The organism is Desulfonauticus autotrophicus (genome assembly GCF_055381725.1).
Window position 1 is genome coordinate 1,546,749 of sequence record NZ_AP042395.1, and the last position, 16,743, is coordinate 1,563,491.

General features: G+C 41.1%; 19 protein-coding genes. 15 read left to right on the plus strand and 4 right to left on the minus strand.

Going from position 1 to position 16,743, the window contains the following annotated elements; translation table 11 throughout:
• The gene (gene aspS / locus ACZ42F_RS08835; RefSeq protein WP_464278706.1) at positions 1 to 1,800 is read right to left on the minus strand and encodes an aspartate--tRNA ligase; all 1,800 of its coding nucleotides are present in this window, start codon (positions 1,798 to 1,800) and stop codon (positions 1 to 3) included.
• Positions 1,801 to 1,815: 15 nt separating this feature from the next.
• Complete coding sequence (hisS, locus tag ACZ42F_RS08840; protein WP_464278707.1) at positions 1,816 to 3,072, minus strand: histidine--tRNA ligase; 1,257 nt, start codon at positions 3,070 to 3,072, stop codon at positions 1,816 to 1,818.
• A 103-nt stretch (positions 3,073 to 3,175) separates the two neighbouring features.
• On the opposite strand from hisS, the gene ACZ42F_RS08845 reads away from it, so the two are divergent.
• Together ACZ42F_RS08845 and ACZ42F_RS08850 are read left to right on the plus strand one after the other, a co-directional pair.
• Entirely contained in the window at positions 3,176 to 3,898 is a 723-nt protein-coding gene (locus ACZ42F_RS08845) for a molybdopterin-guanine dinucleotide biosynthesis protein MobB (protein ID WP_464278708.1), read from the plus strand.
• A 9-nt stretch (positions 3,899 to 3,907) separates the two neighbouring features.
• Entirely contained in the window at positions 3,908 to 5,698 is a 1,791-nt protein-coding gene (locus ACZ42F_RS08850; RefSeq protein ID WP_029967491.1) for a chloride channel protein, read from the plus strand.
• Here the strand turns inward: ACZ42F_RS08850 and rfbA are convergent.
• Both rfbA and ACZ42F_RS08860 read right to left on the minus strand, forming a co-directional pair.
• Positions 5,668 to 6,537 (minus strand): glucose-1-phosphate thymidylyltransferase RfbA, encoded by an 870-nt coding sequence (rfbA, locus tag ACZ42F_RS08855; protein ID WP_029967489.1) that lies wholly within the window; start codon positions 6,535 to 6,537, stop codon positions 5,668 to 5,670. The genes ACZ42F_RS08850 and rfbA overlap by 31 nt on opposite strands.
• 141 nt (positions 6,538 to 6,678) lie before the next feature.
• Positions 6,679 to 7,584 (minus strand): cation diffusion facilitator family transporter, encoded by a 906-nt coding sequence (locus ACZ42F_RS08860; RefSeq protein WP_464278709.1) that lies wholly within the window; start codon positions 7,582 to 7,584, stop codon positions 6,679 to 6,681.
• Between the two features lie 56 nt (positions 7,585 to 7,640).
• Here ACZ42F_RS08860 and ACZ42F_RS08865 point away from each other — a divergent pair, with 56 nt between their 5' ends.
• The 13 genes from ACZ42F_RS08865 (at position 7,641) to ACZ42F_RS08925 (ending at position 16,717) form a co-directional block, all read left to right on the plus strand.
• Entirely contained in the window at positions 7,641 to 7,877 is a 237-nt protein-coding gene (locus tag ACZ42F_RS08865; RefSeq protein ID WP_464278710.1) for a hypothetical protein, read from the plus strand.
• Positions 7,878 to 7,921: 44 nt separating this feature from the next.
• Positions 7,922 to 8,413: a hypothetical protein gene (locus ACZ42F_RS08870; RefSeq protein ID WP_464278711.1), complete on the plus strand. Its 492-nt coding sequence runs from the start codon at positions 7,922 to 7,924 to the stop codon at positions 8,411 to 8,413.
• A 32-nt stretch (positions 8,414 to 8,445) separates the two neighbouring features.
• The gene (locus ACZ42F_RS08875; RefSeq protein ID WP_029967483.1) at positions 8,446 to 8,937 is read left to right on the plus strand and encodes a LysM peptidoglycan-binding domain-containing protein; all 492 of its coding nucleotides are present in this window, start codon (positions 8,446 to 8,448) and stop codon (positions 8,935 to 8,937) included.
• 79 nt (positions 8,938 to 9,016) lie between these two features.
• Entirely contained in the window at positions 9,017 to 10,831 is a 1,815-nt protein-coding gene (locus ACZ42F_RS08880; protein ID WP_464278712.1) for a triose-phosphate isomerase, read from the plus strand.
• Positions 10,821 to 11,633 carry a potassium channel family protein gene (locus tag ACZ42F_RS08885; RefSeq protein WP_464278713.1) on the plus strand — a complete coding sequence of 271 codons (813 nt, stop codon included), beginning with the start codon at positions 10,821 to 10,823 and terminating at the stop codon, positions 11,631 to 11,633. The genes ACZ42F_RS08880 and ACZ42F_RS08885 overlap by 11 nt, the downstream gene beginning before the upstream one ends.
• Positions 11,634 to 11,638: 5 nt before the next feature.
• Positions 11,639 to 11,911, plus strand: a complete 273-nt coding sequence (locus tag ACZ42F_RS08890; RefSeq protein ID WP_464278714.1) for a hypothetical protein — start codon at positions 11,639 to 11,641, stop codon at positions 11,909 to 11,911.
• Positions 11,904 to 12,419 (plus strand): cyclic nucleotide-binding domain-containing protein, encoded by a 516-nt coding sequence (locus ACZ42F_RS08895; protein ID WP_464278715.1) that lies wholly within the window; start codon positions 11,904 to 11,906, stop codon positions 12,417 to 12,419. Before ACZ42F_RS08890 ends, ACZ42F_RS08895 begins: the two co-directional genes overlap by 8 nt.
• 10 nt (positions 12,420 to 12,429) lie before the next feature.
• Positions 12,430 to 12,915, plus strand: a complete 486-nt coding sequence (locus ACZ42F_RS08900; RefSeq protein WP_464278716.1) for a hypothetical protein — start codon at positions 12,430 to 12,432, stop codon at positions 12,913 to 12,915.
• A 3-nt stretch (positions 12,916 to 12,918) separates the two neighbouring features.
• Positions 12,919 to 13,572, plus strand: coding sequence for a flavoprotein (locus tag ACZ42F_RS08905; protein ID WP_464278717.1), 654 nt, complete (start codon positions 12,919 to 12,921; stop codon positions 13,570 to 13,572).
• The gene (locus ACZ42F_RS08910; RefSeq protein ID WP_464278718.1) at positions 13,527 to 14,117 is read left to right on the plus strand and encodes a phosphopantothenoylcysteine decarboxylase domain-containing protein; all 591 of its coding nucleotides are present in this window, start codon (positions 13,527 to 13,529) and stop codon (positions 14,115 to 14,117) included. The genes ACZ42F_RS08905 and ACZ42F_RS08910 overlap by 46 nt, the downstream gene beginning before the upstream one ends.
• Positions 14,093 to 14,704, plus strand: coding sequence for a hypothetical protein (locus ACZ42F_RS08915; protein ID WP_464278719.1), 612 nt, complete (start codon positions 14,093 to 14,095; stop codon positions 14,702 to 14,704). Before ACZ42F_RS08910 ends, ACZ42F_RS08915 begins: the two co-directional genes overlap by 25 nt.
• Positions 14,685 to 15,980, plus strand: coding sequence for an NfeD family protein (locus ACZ42F_RS08920; protein ID WP_464278720.1), 1,296 nt, complete (start codon positions 14,685 to 14,687; stop codon positions 15,978 to 15,980). The genes ACZ42F_RS08915 and ACZ42F_RS08920 overlap by 20 nt, the downstream gene beginning before the upstream one ends.
• Positions 15,977 to 16,717 (plus strand): slipin family protein, encoded by a 741-nt coding sequence (locus ACZ42F_RS08925; protein WP_464278721.1) that lies wholly within the window; start codon positions 15,977 to 15,979, stop codon positions 16,715 to 16,717. The genes ACZ42F_RS08920 and ACZ42F_RS08925 overlap by 4 nt, the downstream gene beginning before the upstream one ends.
• Positions 16,718 to 16,743 lie beyond the last annotated feature (26 nt).

Consider the following 16,743-nt stretch of genomic DNA (forward strand, 5'->3'; position numbering starts at 1 on the left):
TTACTCCTCTTTTCTCTCTCTAAGCCTTAAATGTAGCTCTCTTAATTGCCTGGAGCTCACCTCACTGGGCGCATCAGTAAGCAAACAGGTAGCCTTTTGAGTCTTGGGAAAGGCTATTACATCTCGAATGGATTTAGCTCCAGTCATAAGCATAATAATACGGTCAAAACCAAAGGCAATACCACCGTGCGGCGGAGTGCCGTATTTTAAGGCTTCCAGGAGAAAACCAAACTTTTCCTGAGCCTCTTCTGGCTCGATACCCAGTACCTGAAACATCTTTTGTTGCATCTCACTGGTGTGGATACGAATAGAGCCTCCTCCAATTTCATGTCCATTTAACACCAGGTCATAAGCCCTGGCCAAAGCCTTTTCTGGATTTGTCTCCAGTAAAGCCAGGTCTTCCACCTTGGGAGAGGTAAAGGGATGGTGCCTTGCCACCCAGCGTTTTTCTTCTTCATCCCACTCCAAAAGGGGAAAATCCACCACCCAGGTAAAGGCATAGGTGTTTTCAGGAATAAGTTTAAACATTTCGCCCAATTTTAAACGTAAATAACCTAAAGCTGTATTCACAACCTCTTTGGGACCAGCCTGGAAGAAGACAATATCTCCTGGCTTTAGTCCCAAAGCCTGGGTCAAGCCCTGCTTTTCCTCTGCACTTAAAAACTTGGCAATGGGAGACTGCCATTCCTTTTCTTTGATTTTTATCCAGGCCAGGCCCTTGGCTCCGTATATTTTTACGAACTCAGTTAAATCGTCTATCTCCTTTCTGGATAAGGTAGATCCTCCAGGTAAGTTCAAGGCCTTGACCAGTTCTGCACTGCTAAAGAGCTTAAACTCTGAATTTTTCACAATAGAGGTGACATCCTTTAACAGCAAGTCAAAACGCACATCCGGTTTATCCAGGCCATAATCCGCAATAGCCTGAGCAAAAGTCATTCTGGGAAAAGGAGTTTTCACTTCCAGGCCCAACACATCTTTAAACAGAGCAGCAATTAAGCCTTCAGCCATAGTCATTACATCTTCTTCTTCCACAAAGGACATCTCTATATCAATCTGGGTAAACTCAGGTTGTCTATCTGCTCTTAAATCTTCATCCCGAAAACACTTTACAATCTGATAGTAACGATCAAACCCAGCAACCATAAAAAGCTGTTTAAAAAGCTGCGGAGATTGAGGCAAAGCATAAAAATTACCTGGATTTAATCTACTGGGAACCAAAAAATCCCTGGCTCCCTCGGGAGTACTTTTGGTTAAAACAGGTGTTTCCAGCTCTAAAAAGCCCAAGCCAGAGAGGTAATTGCGCACACTCTGGGCTGCTTTACTGCGCAAGACAAGATTCTGGGTCATAAAGGGACGCCGTAAATCTAAATACCTGTACTTCAGACGCAAATTCTCAGATACTTCAGCCCTATCCTCAATTAAAAAAGGTGGAGTTTTAGCTGCATTTAAAATCTTAAACTCCTTTACAACAACTTCTATCTCTCCTGTCTTAAGCTTGGGATTAATCATATCTTTAGGTCTGGGACGCACCAAGCCTTTAATGGCAATGACATCTTCACTTCTAAGCACATGAGCTCTTTCCAGGGCTTCCTGGTTCACCTCAGGGGCAAAAACCACTTGAGTTAAGCCTTCTCTATCCCTTAAATCTATAAAAATAAGTCCGCCATGGTCGCGTCTAAATTGCACCCACCCCATCAAACATACTTCCTGACCATCCTCTTGCAAGGACAACTGCCCACAACTATGAGTTCTTTTCCAGCCTCCCAGGCTATCCAAAGCAACTTGTTTTTTGCGCTCCATTTCTTCTTCTCCCCTTTAAAAAAGTATTCCTAAAGCTTGCTCTATGTCTTCCCAGGCCACGCTCTGTTGAAGGCCTGTTTGTAGGTTTTTTACCTGTACTACTTTTTGGACCAACTCTTCTTCTCCCAAAATCAAACAAGTCCTGCTCTTCTTTTTATTTGCCTGTCTTAAGTGGGCCTTAAGGCTCTTGGCTTCAAAACTCACTTCTCCTCTATATCCCTTTTGGCGCAACCTCTGAGCCAACTCTATTCCGGCATTAAGGGCCTGCTCCGCAATAATAGCTACAAAAAAGTCCAAAGAGTTTTGTTTTTGGCCTTCCAGGAGTAAAGCAATCCTCTCCATACCACAGGCAAAACCAAGGCCTGGCACATCTGGTCCACCCAGATTGCGCACCAACCCATCATAGCGACCACCTCCAGCAATGGCACTTTGTGCACCAATATTGGCATCAAAGGAAACCACCTCAAAGGTGGTACGCTGATAATAGTCCAGCCCTCTAACCAAAAAGGGATTGTGCTCCCAGGGAATTTGGGATTGGTTGAGAATAGTTATTACTTGCTCAAAGTGTTTTTTACATTCCTCACAAAGGCAATCCGTGATTTTGGGAGCCTCTCTAACCACTTCCCGACACTTTTCCACCTTGCAATCCAGAACTCGCAAGGGGTTGGTAGTGCGCCTACGCTGACAATCTGCACACAGGTTTTCCTCTGGCACTTGAGTTAAAAAAGCCACTAACTTTTCCTGGAATTGAGGTCTGCATTCCTTGCAACCCAAAGAATTTACATAAAAGGTCAGGGAATTAAGCCCCAGTTCCTGTAAATAATTAAAAAGCATTAAAATCAACTCTCCATCAGCCTGGGGATGTTCTGGCCCAAACATCTCCACATCAATCTGATGGAATTGGCGCATCCTTCCCTTTTGCGGCCGCTCATAGCGAAACATAGGGCCAAAGGTAAAAAACTTATACACGCCTTCTCTAGAAGCCATTCCACTTTCAATAAAGGCCCTGACCACACCAGCCGTAGCTTCAGGCCGTAAGGTCAAACTTCTGCCCTTGCGATCAGCAAAGGTATACATCTCCTTTTGCACAATATCGGTTTCTCCACCAATGGAACGAGCAAAAAGCTCTGTCTTTTCCAGAACAGGAATCCTGATTTCCTCATAACCATAAAGAGGAAAAACCTTTCTTGCCCTCTCCTCCATAAATACATAAAGATTACTCTCTGGAGGAAATAAATCTGCAAAACCTTTGATCTTATTTATTCTTGCCATTTTCTTTATACTACCCTAATTTAGAAATATTTTTCCAAGCCAGAATTTAGTTCTGTTAGTGCAAAGAGGCCTAGCTTGTCAAAAGTTTAAGGAGGATTTTTTCATGGAGGGCAATTTAAAAGGCATAGCTTTTGTAGGTTATAAAAAATCAGGCAAAACTACTTTAATTTCTCAAGTAATAGAACTGTTTCAAAAAAAAGGCAAAAAAGTAGGAGTGGCCAAGTTTTCCCATCACACCTTTAATCTGGCCAACACAGATACAGGAAAGTTTTTAAAGCAAAAATGTATCAGTATAGGGCTAAATGAAAAAGAAAGTTTTATCAGTTGGCCAGAAAAAAAATACCTGCCTGATTTACTTCCCTTACTCAGCAGCCATATCCTTTTAGTAGAAGGGGGTAAACACCTGACCTGGCTACCCAGAATTATCTTACCCCAAAAAGAAGAAGACCTACAAAAGTTGGATAATGGCTTAAGCCTTGCCTACTATAGTCCCAAACCCTTTAATTCCCCCTTAAAACATATTGCCAAACCAGAAGAAATTGTTACTTTAATAGAAGAAAAGGGATTTATTTTGCCTGGTCTTGATTGTGAAGCCTGTGGATTAAAAGGGTGCCTGGAAGCAGGTAAGTTAATTGTCCAGGGTAAAGCCAATATAAGTGTGTGTAAGGCTCTAAAGCAAGACCGCCTGGAAATAAAAGTAAATGGGCACCCCTTAAGCACCAATCCCTTTGTCTGCAAGTTAATTGAAAAAACACTGCTGGCCATGCTCTCTGAACTAAAAGGCTTTGTGCCTGGAGAAGTTAGTTTAAAACTAAAAATCAAGTAAGGAGCAAACTTGGCTTCCTGGTTCAAAAAAATAAGCAGGTGGATGCTGCTTTACATCCTGGTAGGCATTGCTGCCGGATGTATGTCCATTCTTTTCCAGTTCCTATCCACCCGGGGAGTAGAATTTTTCTTTCACTTTTTAGCCGGTTATTTTCCACCCCTACCTGGAGGAGAAGGCCAAAGCCTTACCACTTCCTCTGCGCCCCTGCGTCCCTACTTATTTCTTATCTTGCCCACCTTAGGCGGCCTGTTGTGTGGACTCCTGCTCTATTTCTTTTGTCCAGAAGCTGAAGGACACGGTACAGATGCGGTTATTGAAAGCTATCACTTTCAAAATGGTTATATGCGCAAAAGAGTACCTCCTTTAAAAATGCTGGCTTCTCTCTTAACTCTGACTACTGGCGGTTCAGGCGGAAGAGAAGGCCCCATTGCCCAGATTGGAGCGGGCTTTGGCGCCTTTTTGGCTGAAAAGTTGGGTCTGAGCCCAGATGAAAGAAGAGTACTTATCCTGGCTGGCCTGGGAGCAGGCATTGGCAGTATCTTTAAAGCGCCTCTGGCAGGAGCCCTTTTTGCAGCTGAAGTGCTCTACAAGGAATCTGACCTGGAAGCAGAGGCCATCTTACCTGCCAGCATAGCTTCTTTAGTGGCCTTTTCCATTTTTGCCAGCGTATATGGTTTTCAGGGCCTTTTTACTGCTCCTTCTATCCAAATCACCAGGGCAACCCAGTTGCTACCTTTTTTGTTCCTGGCTGTTGTTCTGGCAGGAGTGGGCATTTTCTATGTTTCCACCTTTCACGCTGTACATAACTACTTTAAAAAACTAAATATCCCCAACTACTTTAAACCCGCTCTGGGAGGACTTTTAACTGGTATTATAGGTTTTTTCTGGCCTCACACTCTAGGTTTTGGCTATGGTTACTTACAGCAAGCTATCAACAACGAATTAACCCTGCTTACCCTTCTAACCCTTGGGCTGGGGAAAATTTTTACCACCTCTTTTACCATCAGCTCTGGGGGAAGTGGCGGAGTCTTTGGTCCTTCCATTGTCATTGGCGGAGCCATAGGCGGGCTGGTGGGCAATTTTTTACACTTTGCCTTTCCCACTTTAAACCTTAGCCCCTCTGCCTTTGTTATTGTGAGTATGGCGGGCTTTTTTGCTGGAGTATCCAACACTCCCATTGCCACCATTATTTTTATCAGCGAACTCACTGGCTCTTATGAGCTACTTATTCCCAGTCTTTTAGTCTGCTCTCTTACTTATATCTTAATGCACAAATGGACCATCTACTCCAGGCAAGTAGCCAATAAATTTAGCTCTCCAGCTCATAAGGGAGAATTATTCCTGGATATAATGCAAGAATACAAGGTAAAGGAACTCATAAATGAATTTAAAAAACCAATCATAGTTTCACCCAGAATGACCTTGCAAAAGTTTAAAACCCTTATCTGTAAAACTAAAAGAAACTATTTCTGCCTGGTAGAAAACAACACCTTAAAAGGAATAATAGACTTAAGAGATATTAGGCCCTTTCTCTATGACCAAAATATAAATGATTTAATTGTAATGGACGATTTAGCGCTTAAAAATTTTATCTATACTCACCTTGAAGAAGATTTAGCCTCAGTATTTAAAAAATTTGGACAAAAAAACATAGAAGAAATACCTGTTGTAAAAGATGAACCTGGCTTATATCTTGTAGGAATGCTTTCCAGAAAAAGCTTAATCCTCTTCTACAATCAAAAGATAAATGCCCTGAAAAACAACTCCTCCTATTCTTCTTCAGCCACAGCACGCAAATAATCTCCATATTCATTTTTGGCGTACTTTTCTGCCCAAAAAAGTAATTTTTCTTTATCAATAAAACCCTTGCGATAGGCAATTTCTTCTAAACAACCTATTTTAAAACCCTGTCTTTCCTGAATAGCCTGAATAAAGCTGCTGGCCTGGTGCAGGGAAGCATGCGTGCCTGCATCCAGCCAGGCATAACCTCTGCCCAAAAGTTTGACCACCAATTGGCCTTTGGACAAATAGGCATTATTTACATCAGTGATTTCCAGCTCTCCCCGCCAGGAAGGCTTAATCTGTTTGGCTATTTCTACGACCTGGTTGTCGTAAAAATAAATTCCTGGGACTGCGTATTTGGATTTGGGTTGTTTGGGCTTTTCCTCTATTCCCAGCACCCTCCCCTTTTTATCAAAGTTCACCACTCCATAGCGACTGGGATTTTTAACTGGATAACCAAAAATAATCCCCCCTTTAGAAAGGTTTACGCATTCAGCCAGGACCTTGGACAGTCCTTCTCCATAGAGAATATTATCCCCCAGGACCAGACAAACACTATCTTCACCAATAAATTCTTCGCCCAGAATAAAGGCCTGAGCCAGCCCTTCTGGCCTAGGTTGTACCACATAGCTAAATTTAACGCCCAACATCTGCCCATCGCCCAGAAGCTGTTCAAACCTGGGCAAATCTTGAGGAGTGGAAATAATTAAAATTTCCCGAATGCCAGCCAGAAAAAGAATGGATAGCGGGTAATAAATCATGGGCTTGTCATATACTGGCAACAACTGCTTGCTCACACTCAAAGTCAAAGGATAAAGCCTGGTCCCTGAGCCACCAGCCAAAACTATTCCTTTCATAATTAACACTCCCTTTTTCTTAGTAAGTTAAGCTGGATTTAATTAGAACTGCCTTTCCAGCTAACAATCTTCTACCTAAATGTAACTTTGCACAATATATACCAAAGACAACTACCCCTGGCCTTCTGCCCGGCCTTATTTTTATTTTTTATTTTTCTCTGCTTGCCTGAGGAAGTCGTCCTTCCAGGACCTTTTATCCTCTATGGGCTCTACATGAATGGTAGTTTCACTTTCAGGAAACGCCTTGCGAATCTCTTCTTCCAGTTCACAACAGATATCATGGGCCTGTTGCACACTGGTTTTTCCATCCAGAAGTAAGTGAAAGTCAATAAACCTTTTTTTCCCTGATTTGCGGGTTCTCAAGTTGTGTAAGGTAAGTTCAACAGAATGATTTTTCACTATCTTTTCAATTTGCTCCTGTTCTTCTTGAGGTAAGGCCCTATCTAAAAGTCCCCAAAAGGATTTTTGAGTAAGTTCATAACCAGTACGCAAAATTTGCAGGGCTACCAGAAGGGCTAGCAAAGGGTCCACGACCTTTAACTGAGGCCAAAAATAAACAATGCCCACTCCCAAAGACACTCCCAGGGTAGTAATCACGTCTGTAAGTAAGTGCTTGGCATCTGCTTCTAAGACAATAGAGTTATAGCGCCTGGCCCCTCTTAACAGAATCCAGGCCACTATTGCATTTACCACAGCACTAAGCAGGACCAAAAACACTCCCCAATCCAGAGAGTTGAGTTCCTGGGGATGCAAAAACCTCTTAAAGGCGGCATAAAAAATACCCCCAGAGGCCACTAAAATAAGTCCGCCTTCCAAGCCACTGGCAAAGTATTCTACCTTATTATAACCATAGGTGTGTTTCTTATCTGCTGGCCTTTCAGCCAAACTCAAGGCCATATAGGCCACACAACTGGCAATGAGGTTAATAAAAGACTCCAAAGCATCTGAGAATATGCCTACAGAATTACTTACATAAGCAGCACCTAGTTTTAAACCAATAGTTATAAGGGAAGCTAAAATGGAAATTAAAATAATTTTTTTAGGCAAAACTAAACCCCTAAAAAAGCTTTACACTTTCTTGGAACTAATGCTATTTTTTTTGCATGTCAAAGAAGTGGATAAACAAAAAAATTCCAGAATTTGTACGGGATATCTTAAGGGACTTTTGTCTCATTAGTTGTGAACTGGAAAAAGAGTTTAACTTTTTTGAACAAGAAAAGCGGGTCCATTTTCTCTTTTTTCAAGAACTGGTGGGAGAGGAAATGAGCAAAGGGCCTTTATGGAGACTCAAAGACATGGTTCACATCCTCTCCAAAAATGAAAAAAAGCGCCTCTTTTAGCGCAACTTATTGACTGGAGTTTAGGCTATATTTTCCACGAATCCATGAAGCTAAAAGAAGATGCCTATCAACAAAACCGTTACCGCCCCTGGTTTGAAGAAATTCAGGCCCAAAAAGAACTTCCCCCTCAAATTAAGCTCACAGTAAAAGAACTTTATCAAGTGTTGAAACAGACTTCAGAATCCATAGAAAGAGAGATAAAAAGAATTAAATTTCTCCAATTTCACTTACGCAACCTTTTTCTGCTTTATTTGCCTCATCATCGGGACAATGAACTCCTGGCCCGTTTCTTCTTTGCCCAGAGTGAACTGGTGAAAAAAGTCTTTAAACCCTCTCACCATAAACTCCTGGAAGCAATTTATCAGCCAGATATTGCTCAAATGTATTTTCTGGCTGCCAAAAGTTTACGCAAGGGTGGATGGTTGGAAGAAGCCCAAAAGGCTGTGGAAGAAGGATTAAAAATTTCTCCTCAGCACAAAGTTGGGTTGCAAGAAGCAAAAAATGTTGCTATAGAGCTTCGAAGATTAAAGTCGTAACCAGTTTTTTAGTATAAAAAAGGAGGCAAGAAATGAAAAAATTATTGATTTTGGCTGCCTTGGGCCTAAGCCTTTTGGCCTTTGGATGTGCCAAAAAAGAGGTGAAGAGTGAACCAGTTGCTCCTAAACAAGAGCAAACCCAGACCACTCAATCTGAGGTAGTAGAAGAAAAGGTAACAGAAGAAGTAGTTGCTCCTTCTCCCATGGAGCTCTATGAACAAAACTATGCCAAATTACCTACCTCTCACAAAGTGGTAAAAGGTGAATGTCTGTGGTGGATTGCTGAGTACAAAGATATTTATAACGATCCTTTTATGTGGCCTTTGATTTACAAAGCCAATAGAGACCAAATCAAAAATCCTGATTTAATTTACCCCAATCAGGTTTTTGCTATCCCCAGAGACTTTTCTTTAGATGAACTAAAAGAAAGCAGAAAAATGGCTGGGGCTCCCAGACCCTATTTGCCACCTCAAACAGCCAATATCCCAGCAAAGCTAAGACAGGAGCTGGGGTGGAGCTTCTAAAGTTAGACTAAAAGGAACAGAGCTAAAACCCCAGCCATTTTGGTTGGGGTTTTTTATTTTAGAATAAAAGGGAGGGAAGATGAAAAGCAAACTTATACACAGTAATCCTGTGAAACGCGATTACCAGTTGCACAACGAAAAGGAACCCAATCTTTTTAGAGAAATATTTCCTTATCGCAAAGTCAGTAGGACCTATTTTGATGACTCTTTTGTAATCCCCAGGCCACCAGAGGATTTCTTTATCACAGATACTACCTTTAGGGATGGACAACAGGCAAGACCTCCCTATGCTCCCGATCAGATTCTTAAAATCTACGACCTCTTACATAAACTGGGTGGTTATTCAGGGCTAATTCGACAATGTGAATTTTTCCTTTATTCTGAAAAGGACCGAAAGGCTGTAGAGCTTTGCCGGGAACGAGGATATCGCTATCCAGAAATAACTGCCTGGATTAGGGCCAAGGAAGAAGACCTGAAACTGGTAAAACAGATGAAAATCAGAGAAACAGGAATGCTCACTTCTGTTTCTGATTATCACATTTATTTAAAGTTAAAAAAAGACCGCAAGCAAGCCCTGGAAGACTATCTAAAAATAGTGGAAAAGGCCCTGGAACTAAATATCGTCCCCCGCTGCCACTTTGAGGACATCACCAGAGCAGACATCTATGGCTTTTGCATTCCCTTTGCCCAGAAACTTATGCGCCTGGCAGAAGAAAGTGGCCTGCCGGTAAAAATCAGGCTCTGTGATACTCTGGGTATGGGAGTACCCTATCCGGGAGCAGCTTTACCTAGAGCTGTACCCAAATTAATCAGAACCTTTACTGATGAAGCAGGCGTTCCCAGCCAGTGGCTGGAGTGGCATGGCCACAATGACTTTCACAAAGGCTTTATCAATGGAGTTACAGCCTGGCTTTATGGTTGTGCTGCTGTAAATGGTTCCCTTTTCGGATTTGGGGAAAGGACAGGCAATACTCCGATAGAAGCCCTAGCCATTGAATATATTTCACTCACTGGTAATGACGATGCAGCCTTGCTACCCACAATCACAGAAATAGCCAGATACTTCCAAAAGGAACTGGGAATGAACATTCCTCCCAATTATCCCTTTGCTGGTCGGGATTTTAATGCCACCAGTGCTGGCATCCACATTGATGGTTTGATGAAAAACGAAGAAATCTACAATATTTTTGACACCAACCTGCTTTTAGATAGACCCATTCCCATTATCATCACAGACAAGGCTGGAAAGGCCGGGGTCGCCTACTGGATAAACCACAACCTGGACCTACCTCCAGACAAACAGGTGGACAAAAGGCACCCTGCAGTGCAAAAAATATACAACAAGATTATGCAAGCCTATGAAAAGGGAAGGACTACCAATTTTTCCCATGAAGAAATGGAAAAATTGGTTAAACGTTTTATGCCCGAACTCTTTCCCTCCCAATTTGACCATCTTAAAATTCTGGCTCACAATATCTCTGCCAAAATCATTACTAACCTGTCCCAAGAAAAGGATATCTCTTCTCTAGATGTACAACTGGTAGAACCTCTTTTAAGCCACTTTTTAGATGAATATCCTTTTATTCAGTACATTTATCTTACAGACAACAAAGGTAAACTCCTTACCTTTAAGGTTAGTGACCCCAAGTACCTGAAAAACTACGAACAAATGCCTATAGGTACTGACCTATCCAATAGAGAGTGGTTTATTGTGCCTATGCAAAGTGGCAAGTTACACATTACTGATTTTTATCGTTCCATGTTTACAGGGAAACTTTGCTTAACCGTATCCATACCCATCTTTGACGAAAAAGATGAAATTAAGGCAATTTTAGGAGCCGACATTAGATTTGAAGAACTTTTAAAAATGCAAGAAGAATTGGATGAAGACTAACTGGGTTAAACTGCTCCAAAAGACCTGGTTTAAACTGGGAATTATTTTTATCTTGCTTTTTGGGGCCAGTTCCAGCCTATTTTACTGGCTGGAACCTGGCCTTCGAGCAAAAAAAGACTTTTTTCTCGCCCTTTGGTGGAGTGTAGTTACTGTCACTACTGTTGGTTATGGCGATATTGTCCCCAGTACTCTGGCTGGTAAAATACTGGGAATTGTAGTAATGCTTACTGGCATTGGTTTTGTTTCTATCTTGACAGGAAATCTGGCTTCCTTTTTAATAGAAAAAAGAATACAAAAACGTAAGGGATTAGCCAAAGTGAAATTAGTTAACCATCTAGCTATTTTAAACTGGAACGAACAGGGAATAAATATCATCAAAAAAAGCTCCTTACCTACTTTAATTGTAGCACCTCTGGAAGAAGAACACTTTGAACAAATAAAAACAGAAACCGAAAAAGAAATTTACTATCTAAATGGCCTGGCTAAAAGAGAAAATTTTTTAAAACAAGCCAACCTTCAGGAAGCAAAAACCATTATTATCTTACTGCCAGAAGAAGAAAAAGACCCTGACCAGGAGGTGCTTTACACCTTACTTACAGCCAGAGAATTGGCACCTCAAGTACCCATTTTTGTAGAAATAAAAGAGAGCAAAAACAAGCCACACTTACTCAAAGCTGGAGCTGATCAGGTAATAGTGCGCTCTGAAGCTACCAGTTTACTTTTGGGACAGGCCAGTTTCTCGCCTTTTATCTTTTCCTTTTTCAAAAACTGCTTTCTGCTTCTCCCAATCTGCTTCAATTAAGGCCCTTGACCTCTGAAGAAAAGGAATTCACCTGGGAAGAACTTTGTACTCACAATCCGCAGGTCATACCTGTTGCTCTATGCAAAGAAAAAGCTTCTATTTCTCTGAAAGATATTTTAGATGAAAACTCCTCTCTGGATAAATTTATTCAAGAATTATTTAATGCTTCGGGCCTGGAAGACAGATTTGACTCCCTGGAGCCAGAAGTGTGTTTATTGCCACCCAGGGATACTGTTTTAAAAAATTTTGATGCCTTAATTTACTTAAAAAATGCTTAACCTAAAAAACATTCCCCTTTTTGCTGACTTGCAAGAAAAACAACTGGAAAAGTTGCAAAATATAGTAGAAGTTGTGGAAGTAGAAGAATTTACTTTCATCCTCAAAGAAGGAAGTGTAGGACAGGATTTTTTTATTTTAGTGCAAGGAAAGGTCAAAATAGTAAAACAAATGCTGGCAGAAGAAGTGGCTTCTAAATTAACCTTTCTTACAGAAAACAAAAAAACTCTGGCTATTTTGGAAGGGAAAGACTATCCCCTGCTAGGAGAAATGGCCTTAATAGACGCAGACAGACGCTCTGCCAATGTAATTGCCTTAACCCAATGTACATTACTAAAAATTACTCAACAAGATTTTTTAAAGCTTGCTCAAGAAGACCCTCTTCTGGCTTTCAAAATTTTACTTAAAATAAGTCAAAGTATCAGCCAAAAGTTGCGTCTGGCCAATAAAAATATTACCAAGTTGACAACAGCGTTAGCGTTATTACTCCAACAAAAAACTACTAAATAAGGGAGGTCTTATGAACAAAAAAAATCTACTCTTGGGAATTTTGCTTGCTTTTTTTATTCTTAGTGGCTGTGCCAGCAAGCAAAAAGAGCCAGAAGTTGCTCCCAGCGCACCTCAACCTGTAACCACCAACACCCAGGATTCTTTACATTCCTATTATGACTTTGATGACATTCCAGTACCCACTGATATGAAACTCGTTCCTAAAAAGTCCATTCTCTTTGAATCTGCGGCTATTAAAGCTGGAGTAGTTAGCTTTGAAGGTAGAGTGGATGCGGTTTCTCTTTTTGACTTTTATGTAAACACCATGCCTCAAGAAAACTGGACCCTTCGTTCCTATTTTAAGTATGGCCAATACATTTTAGTATTTGAAAAACCCAACAAAGATTGCATCATTCACATTCAAGACGGTTCCTTTACCACAGAAATGCAAGTCTGGGTAACTCCTCGCATTATCTCTGAAAGCACACCCAACACTTTAGGACCTAAAGCGGAGTAATTGGTGTTTGTATTTGAGCATTACTACGGACAAAAGGTACATCTTGGCGTTACAGGCAGTATTGCAGCCTATAAGAGTTTAAATTTACTACGCCTACTGCTAAAATCCAACCTGCAAGTAGGCGTAACCTTAACCCGGGCTGGAGAAAAGTTTATACCTGCCCTAAACTTCAAGGCCCTGGGAGCAGAGCCTGTATTTACTGAACAGGACCATTTCAGGCAGGATTTTCCCCATCTCTATCCCCAGCACAGTAATGCTTTTTTAATCTGTCCCTGTACAGCCAACACCTTAAATAAAATAGCCCAGGGCTTAGCGGACAACTTGCTAACCACCCAGGTGCTGGCCTTTTCCCAGAGGGTTCTATTGGCACCAGCCATGAATCCCCAAATGTGGTCCAATCCCTTAACCCAGGCAAACTTAACCAAGTTAAAGAAACATAATTTTATCCTTATTGAACCAGAAGAAGGGGAAGTAGCCTGTAAAGACAGGGGAAAGGGACGCCTGGCCAGGGAAGAAACTATTTATTATCATCTTCTTAAAAGTTTAACTCCTCAGGACCTTAAAGGAAAAAAGTACTGGTCACAGCAGGACCTACGAGAGAATACTTTGATTTGGTTCGTTTCTGGTCCAATCCTTCTTCTGGAAAAACAGGCCTAGCCATTGCTTTAGCTGCCTGGCTAAGAGGAGCAGAAGTCTATCTGGTTCACGGCCCCATAAATATAGACCTGGATTTACTGCCAGAGTTTACTCTTCTACCTATCACCACAGCAAAACAAATGGCTGAAAAAGTCCTGGACCTCTGGCCCCAGATGGACATGGGTATTTTTAGTGCAGCTGTGTGCGATTTTCGCCCCCCTTATCTGGGAGAGACCAAGCTAAAAAAGGAACAACAAAAAAAACTTGTCCTGGAGTTTGAAACCAATCCAGACATCTTAGCTACTGTAGGTCAGAAAAAAACTTCCACTCAAAAACTGGCAGGCTTTGCTTTGGAAAGCCAGGATGTCTTGGCGAAAGCAAAATCCAAGCTGATAAACAAGAATTTAGACCTTATTCTGGCCAACAAAGTGGGAAAACACTCTCCCTTTGGGGAAGACAAAAATGAAATCATTCTCCTGGATAAAAAGGGCAGAGAAGAGCATTGGCCCCTTCTACCCAAAACCGAAATAGCTTGGCGCTTATGGGATATTCTCCTTTCCACCTAGAAGACTCTTTAAAAACCAGGATTTTAAATTGCCTTGGTTTAAAGTGGTTTTTAAAACCTAAAACAACTAACTCCCTTGCTGTTAAAAAAAATACTGCTCTCACCCCCCTCCAAATTTTATCTTCTTTTCCTCCAGAATTAAAACAAAAACTTTTAGCTAAAAGATATCTCAGTTATAGCCTCTGGATTTATAAAGACTACCTTCTAGACCTACAGACAAAAACCAATAATCCTCGCAAAATACTGGTGAAAAAAATATTTGACGCTGCTCACGACCAACTAAACTGGCCGTCTAAACAAATAACTTTTTGGCCCCTCTTTTATCCTCTTCAGGAAAAATATGTCTGCAATCTGGAACTCTTTGAATTTGGCCTAAAAAAAATCCAGCCTACTTATATTTTTTGCTTTGGCCAAGAGTGTTTTAAGTGTTTATTACCTCAAGAGGACTTTGCCTATAACCAGATTTTTGAATATAAAAAAAGTCTCCTTATAGCTTTACCAGACTTTAATGATTTGCTACCTGATAATAGAGAACTAAAAAAAATCGTCTGGGAGGCTCTCAAGCGTTATGTCCCGCGTCAAATTTAAAATCTTCCTTTTTATTCTATCCCTTCTTTTTTATCTAACTTTCACCTCCTTGAGCCTGGCCCAAAATATTTTTCTTTTGCCTCTAAAGGGGCCTGTTACCCCTGTCCTGGAACAGATTTTAGAACAAGGGCTTAAAAAGGCTTCTCAGGAAAAGGCAGCTCTGGTTGTAATTACCTTAGATACTCCAGGCGGTCTTCTCTCTTCCACCCGCAACCTGGTCCAGCAAATACTCAATTACCCCTTACCTCTAGTAGTCTATGTCTACCCTCAAGGTGCCCATGCTGCTTCTGCGGGAGTGTTTTTGGTAGCCAGTGCAGATATGGCAGCAATGGCTCCCAACACCACCCTGGGCTCAGCTACTCCTATTTTTCTTCAATCAGAAAAACAAAACTCCATCTTACAAAAAAAGGTCGAAGAAGACGCCTTAAGCCTTTTAAAGTCTCTTTGTCTAAAGAATAAACGCAATTTTGAGTTTTACAAAAGCTTTATCACTGAGGCTACAAGTATTGAAGCTGGAGAAGCAGTTTTAAATAAGGTGGTAGATTTTCTGGCCGTTTCTGTAGAAGACCTTTTGGAACAAATAAAACAAAGAAAACCACGCTTAAAAGGACAAGAAATAAACATTTCCAACAACTACAACCTTATCCCCTACCGTCCTTCTCCTCTTTTAAGTTTTTTAAGCTATATTCTTCACCCGCAAATAGCCTACCTTCTCTTTTTAGGAGGCCTTCTGGGCTTATTTTTTGAACTTTCCCACCCAGGGACAATTTTTCCTGGAGTAGTGGGTAGTTTGGCTTTGGTTTTAGGGCTTTATGCCCTTTCGCTTTTACCCATCAACTTAGCAGGCATTTTACTTATCCTTCTAGGAATTGTCTTTTTTATCCTGGAGCTTAAAATTACTAGCTATGGTTTACTGAGTGTAGCCGGGCTTATTGCTCTCTTTTTAGGTTCTTACTTTTTTTACGAGCCCACCAACTCCTTTTTTATCTGGAGTATAAAAAGTTTTCTGCCAGGCTTTTTAACCTTATCCTTTTTTCTGGTCTTACTGGTGTTTTTGCTCACCCGTTCTTTACTAAAAAAGCCACATAACCCCATTCCCTTACATAGCGAAGGAGAGGTTATCTCCTGGCAAAAGGGACAAGGGCAAATTAAAGTAAGAGGAGAAATCTGGCAGGCCCAGAGTACTGAGCCCCTGCAAAAAGGACAAAAAGTAAAAGTTGTAGGCCATAAAGGATTAACCTTAAACATAACTCCCCTAAAGGAGGACGAAAAATGATCTCCTTAAGTTTTCCCCTGTTACTTATTATCTTTTTTCTTTTTGCGTCCCTTAGAGTGTTAAATGAATATGAACGCGGAGTAATTTTCCGCCTGGGTAGAGTGCTCGAACCTAAAGGGCCTGGCTTGATAATCGTTATTCCTGTTATCGATAAGCTGGTAAAAGTGGATTTGCGAATAGTGACTCTGGACGTACCCCACCAGGATGTGATTACAAAAGATAATGTTTCCATTAAAGTAAATGCCGTAGTTTATTATAGAGTAGTGGATCCTAAAAAGGTAATCTTAGAGGTGGAAAACTTTAACTTTGCCACTTCTCAGCTAGCCCAGACCACTTTGCGCAGTGTTTGTGGTTCAGTGGAGCTGGATGAACTTCTGGCTCATAGAGATAAAATCAATTCTATAATTCAAGGTATTTTAGACGAACATACTGATGCCTGGGGCATAAAAGTAACCAGTGTGGAGCTGAAATATATCGACCTACCTCAAGAAATGCAAAGAGCCATGGCCAAGCAGGCTGAAGCAGAAAGGGAAAGAAGGGCCAAGATTATAAATGCTGAAGGAGAATTCCAAGCTGCCCAAAAACTGGCTGAAGCAGCCAAGATAATAGGCTCTCAACCCCAGGCCTTACAATTGCGCTATTTACAAACCATGCGTGAAATGGCTGCAGAAGGTAGAACAACTACTGTCTTTCCCATACCTTTAGATTTTTTGACTTTATTAAAAGATAAAAATTGACTCTAAAATCTATTTTTAATAGTTTT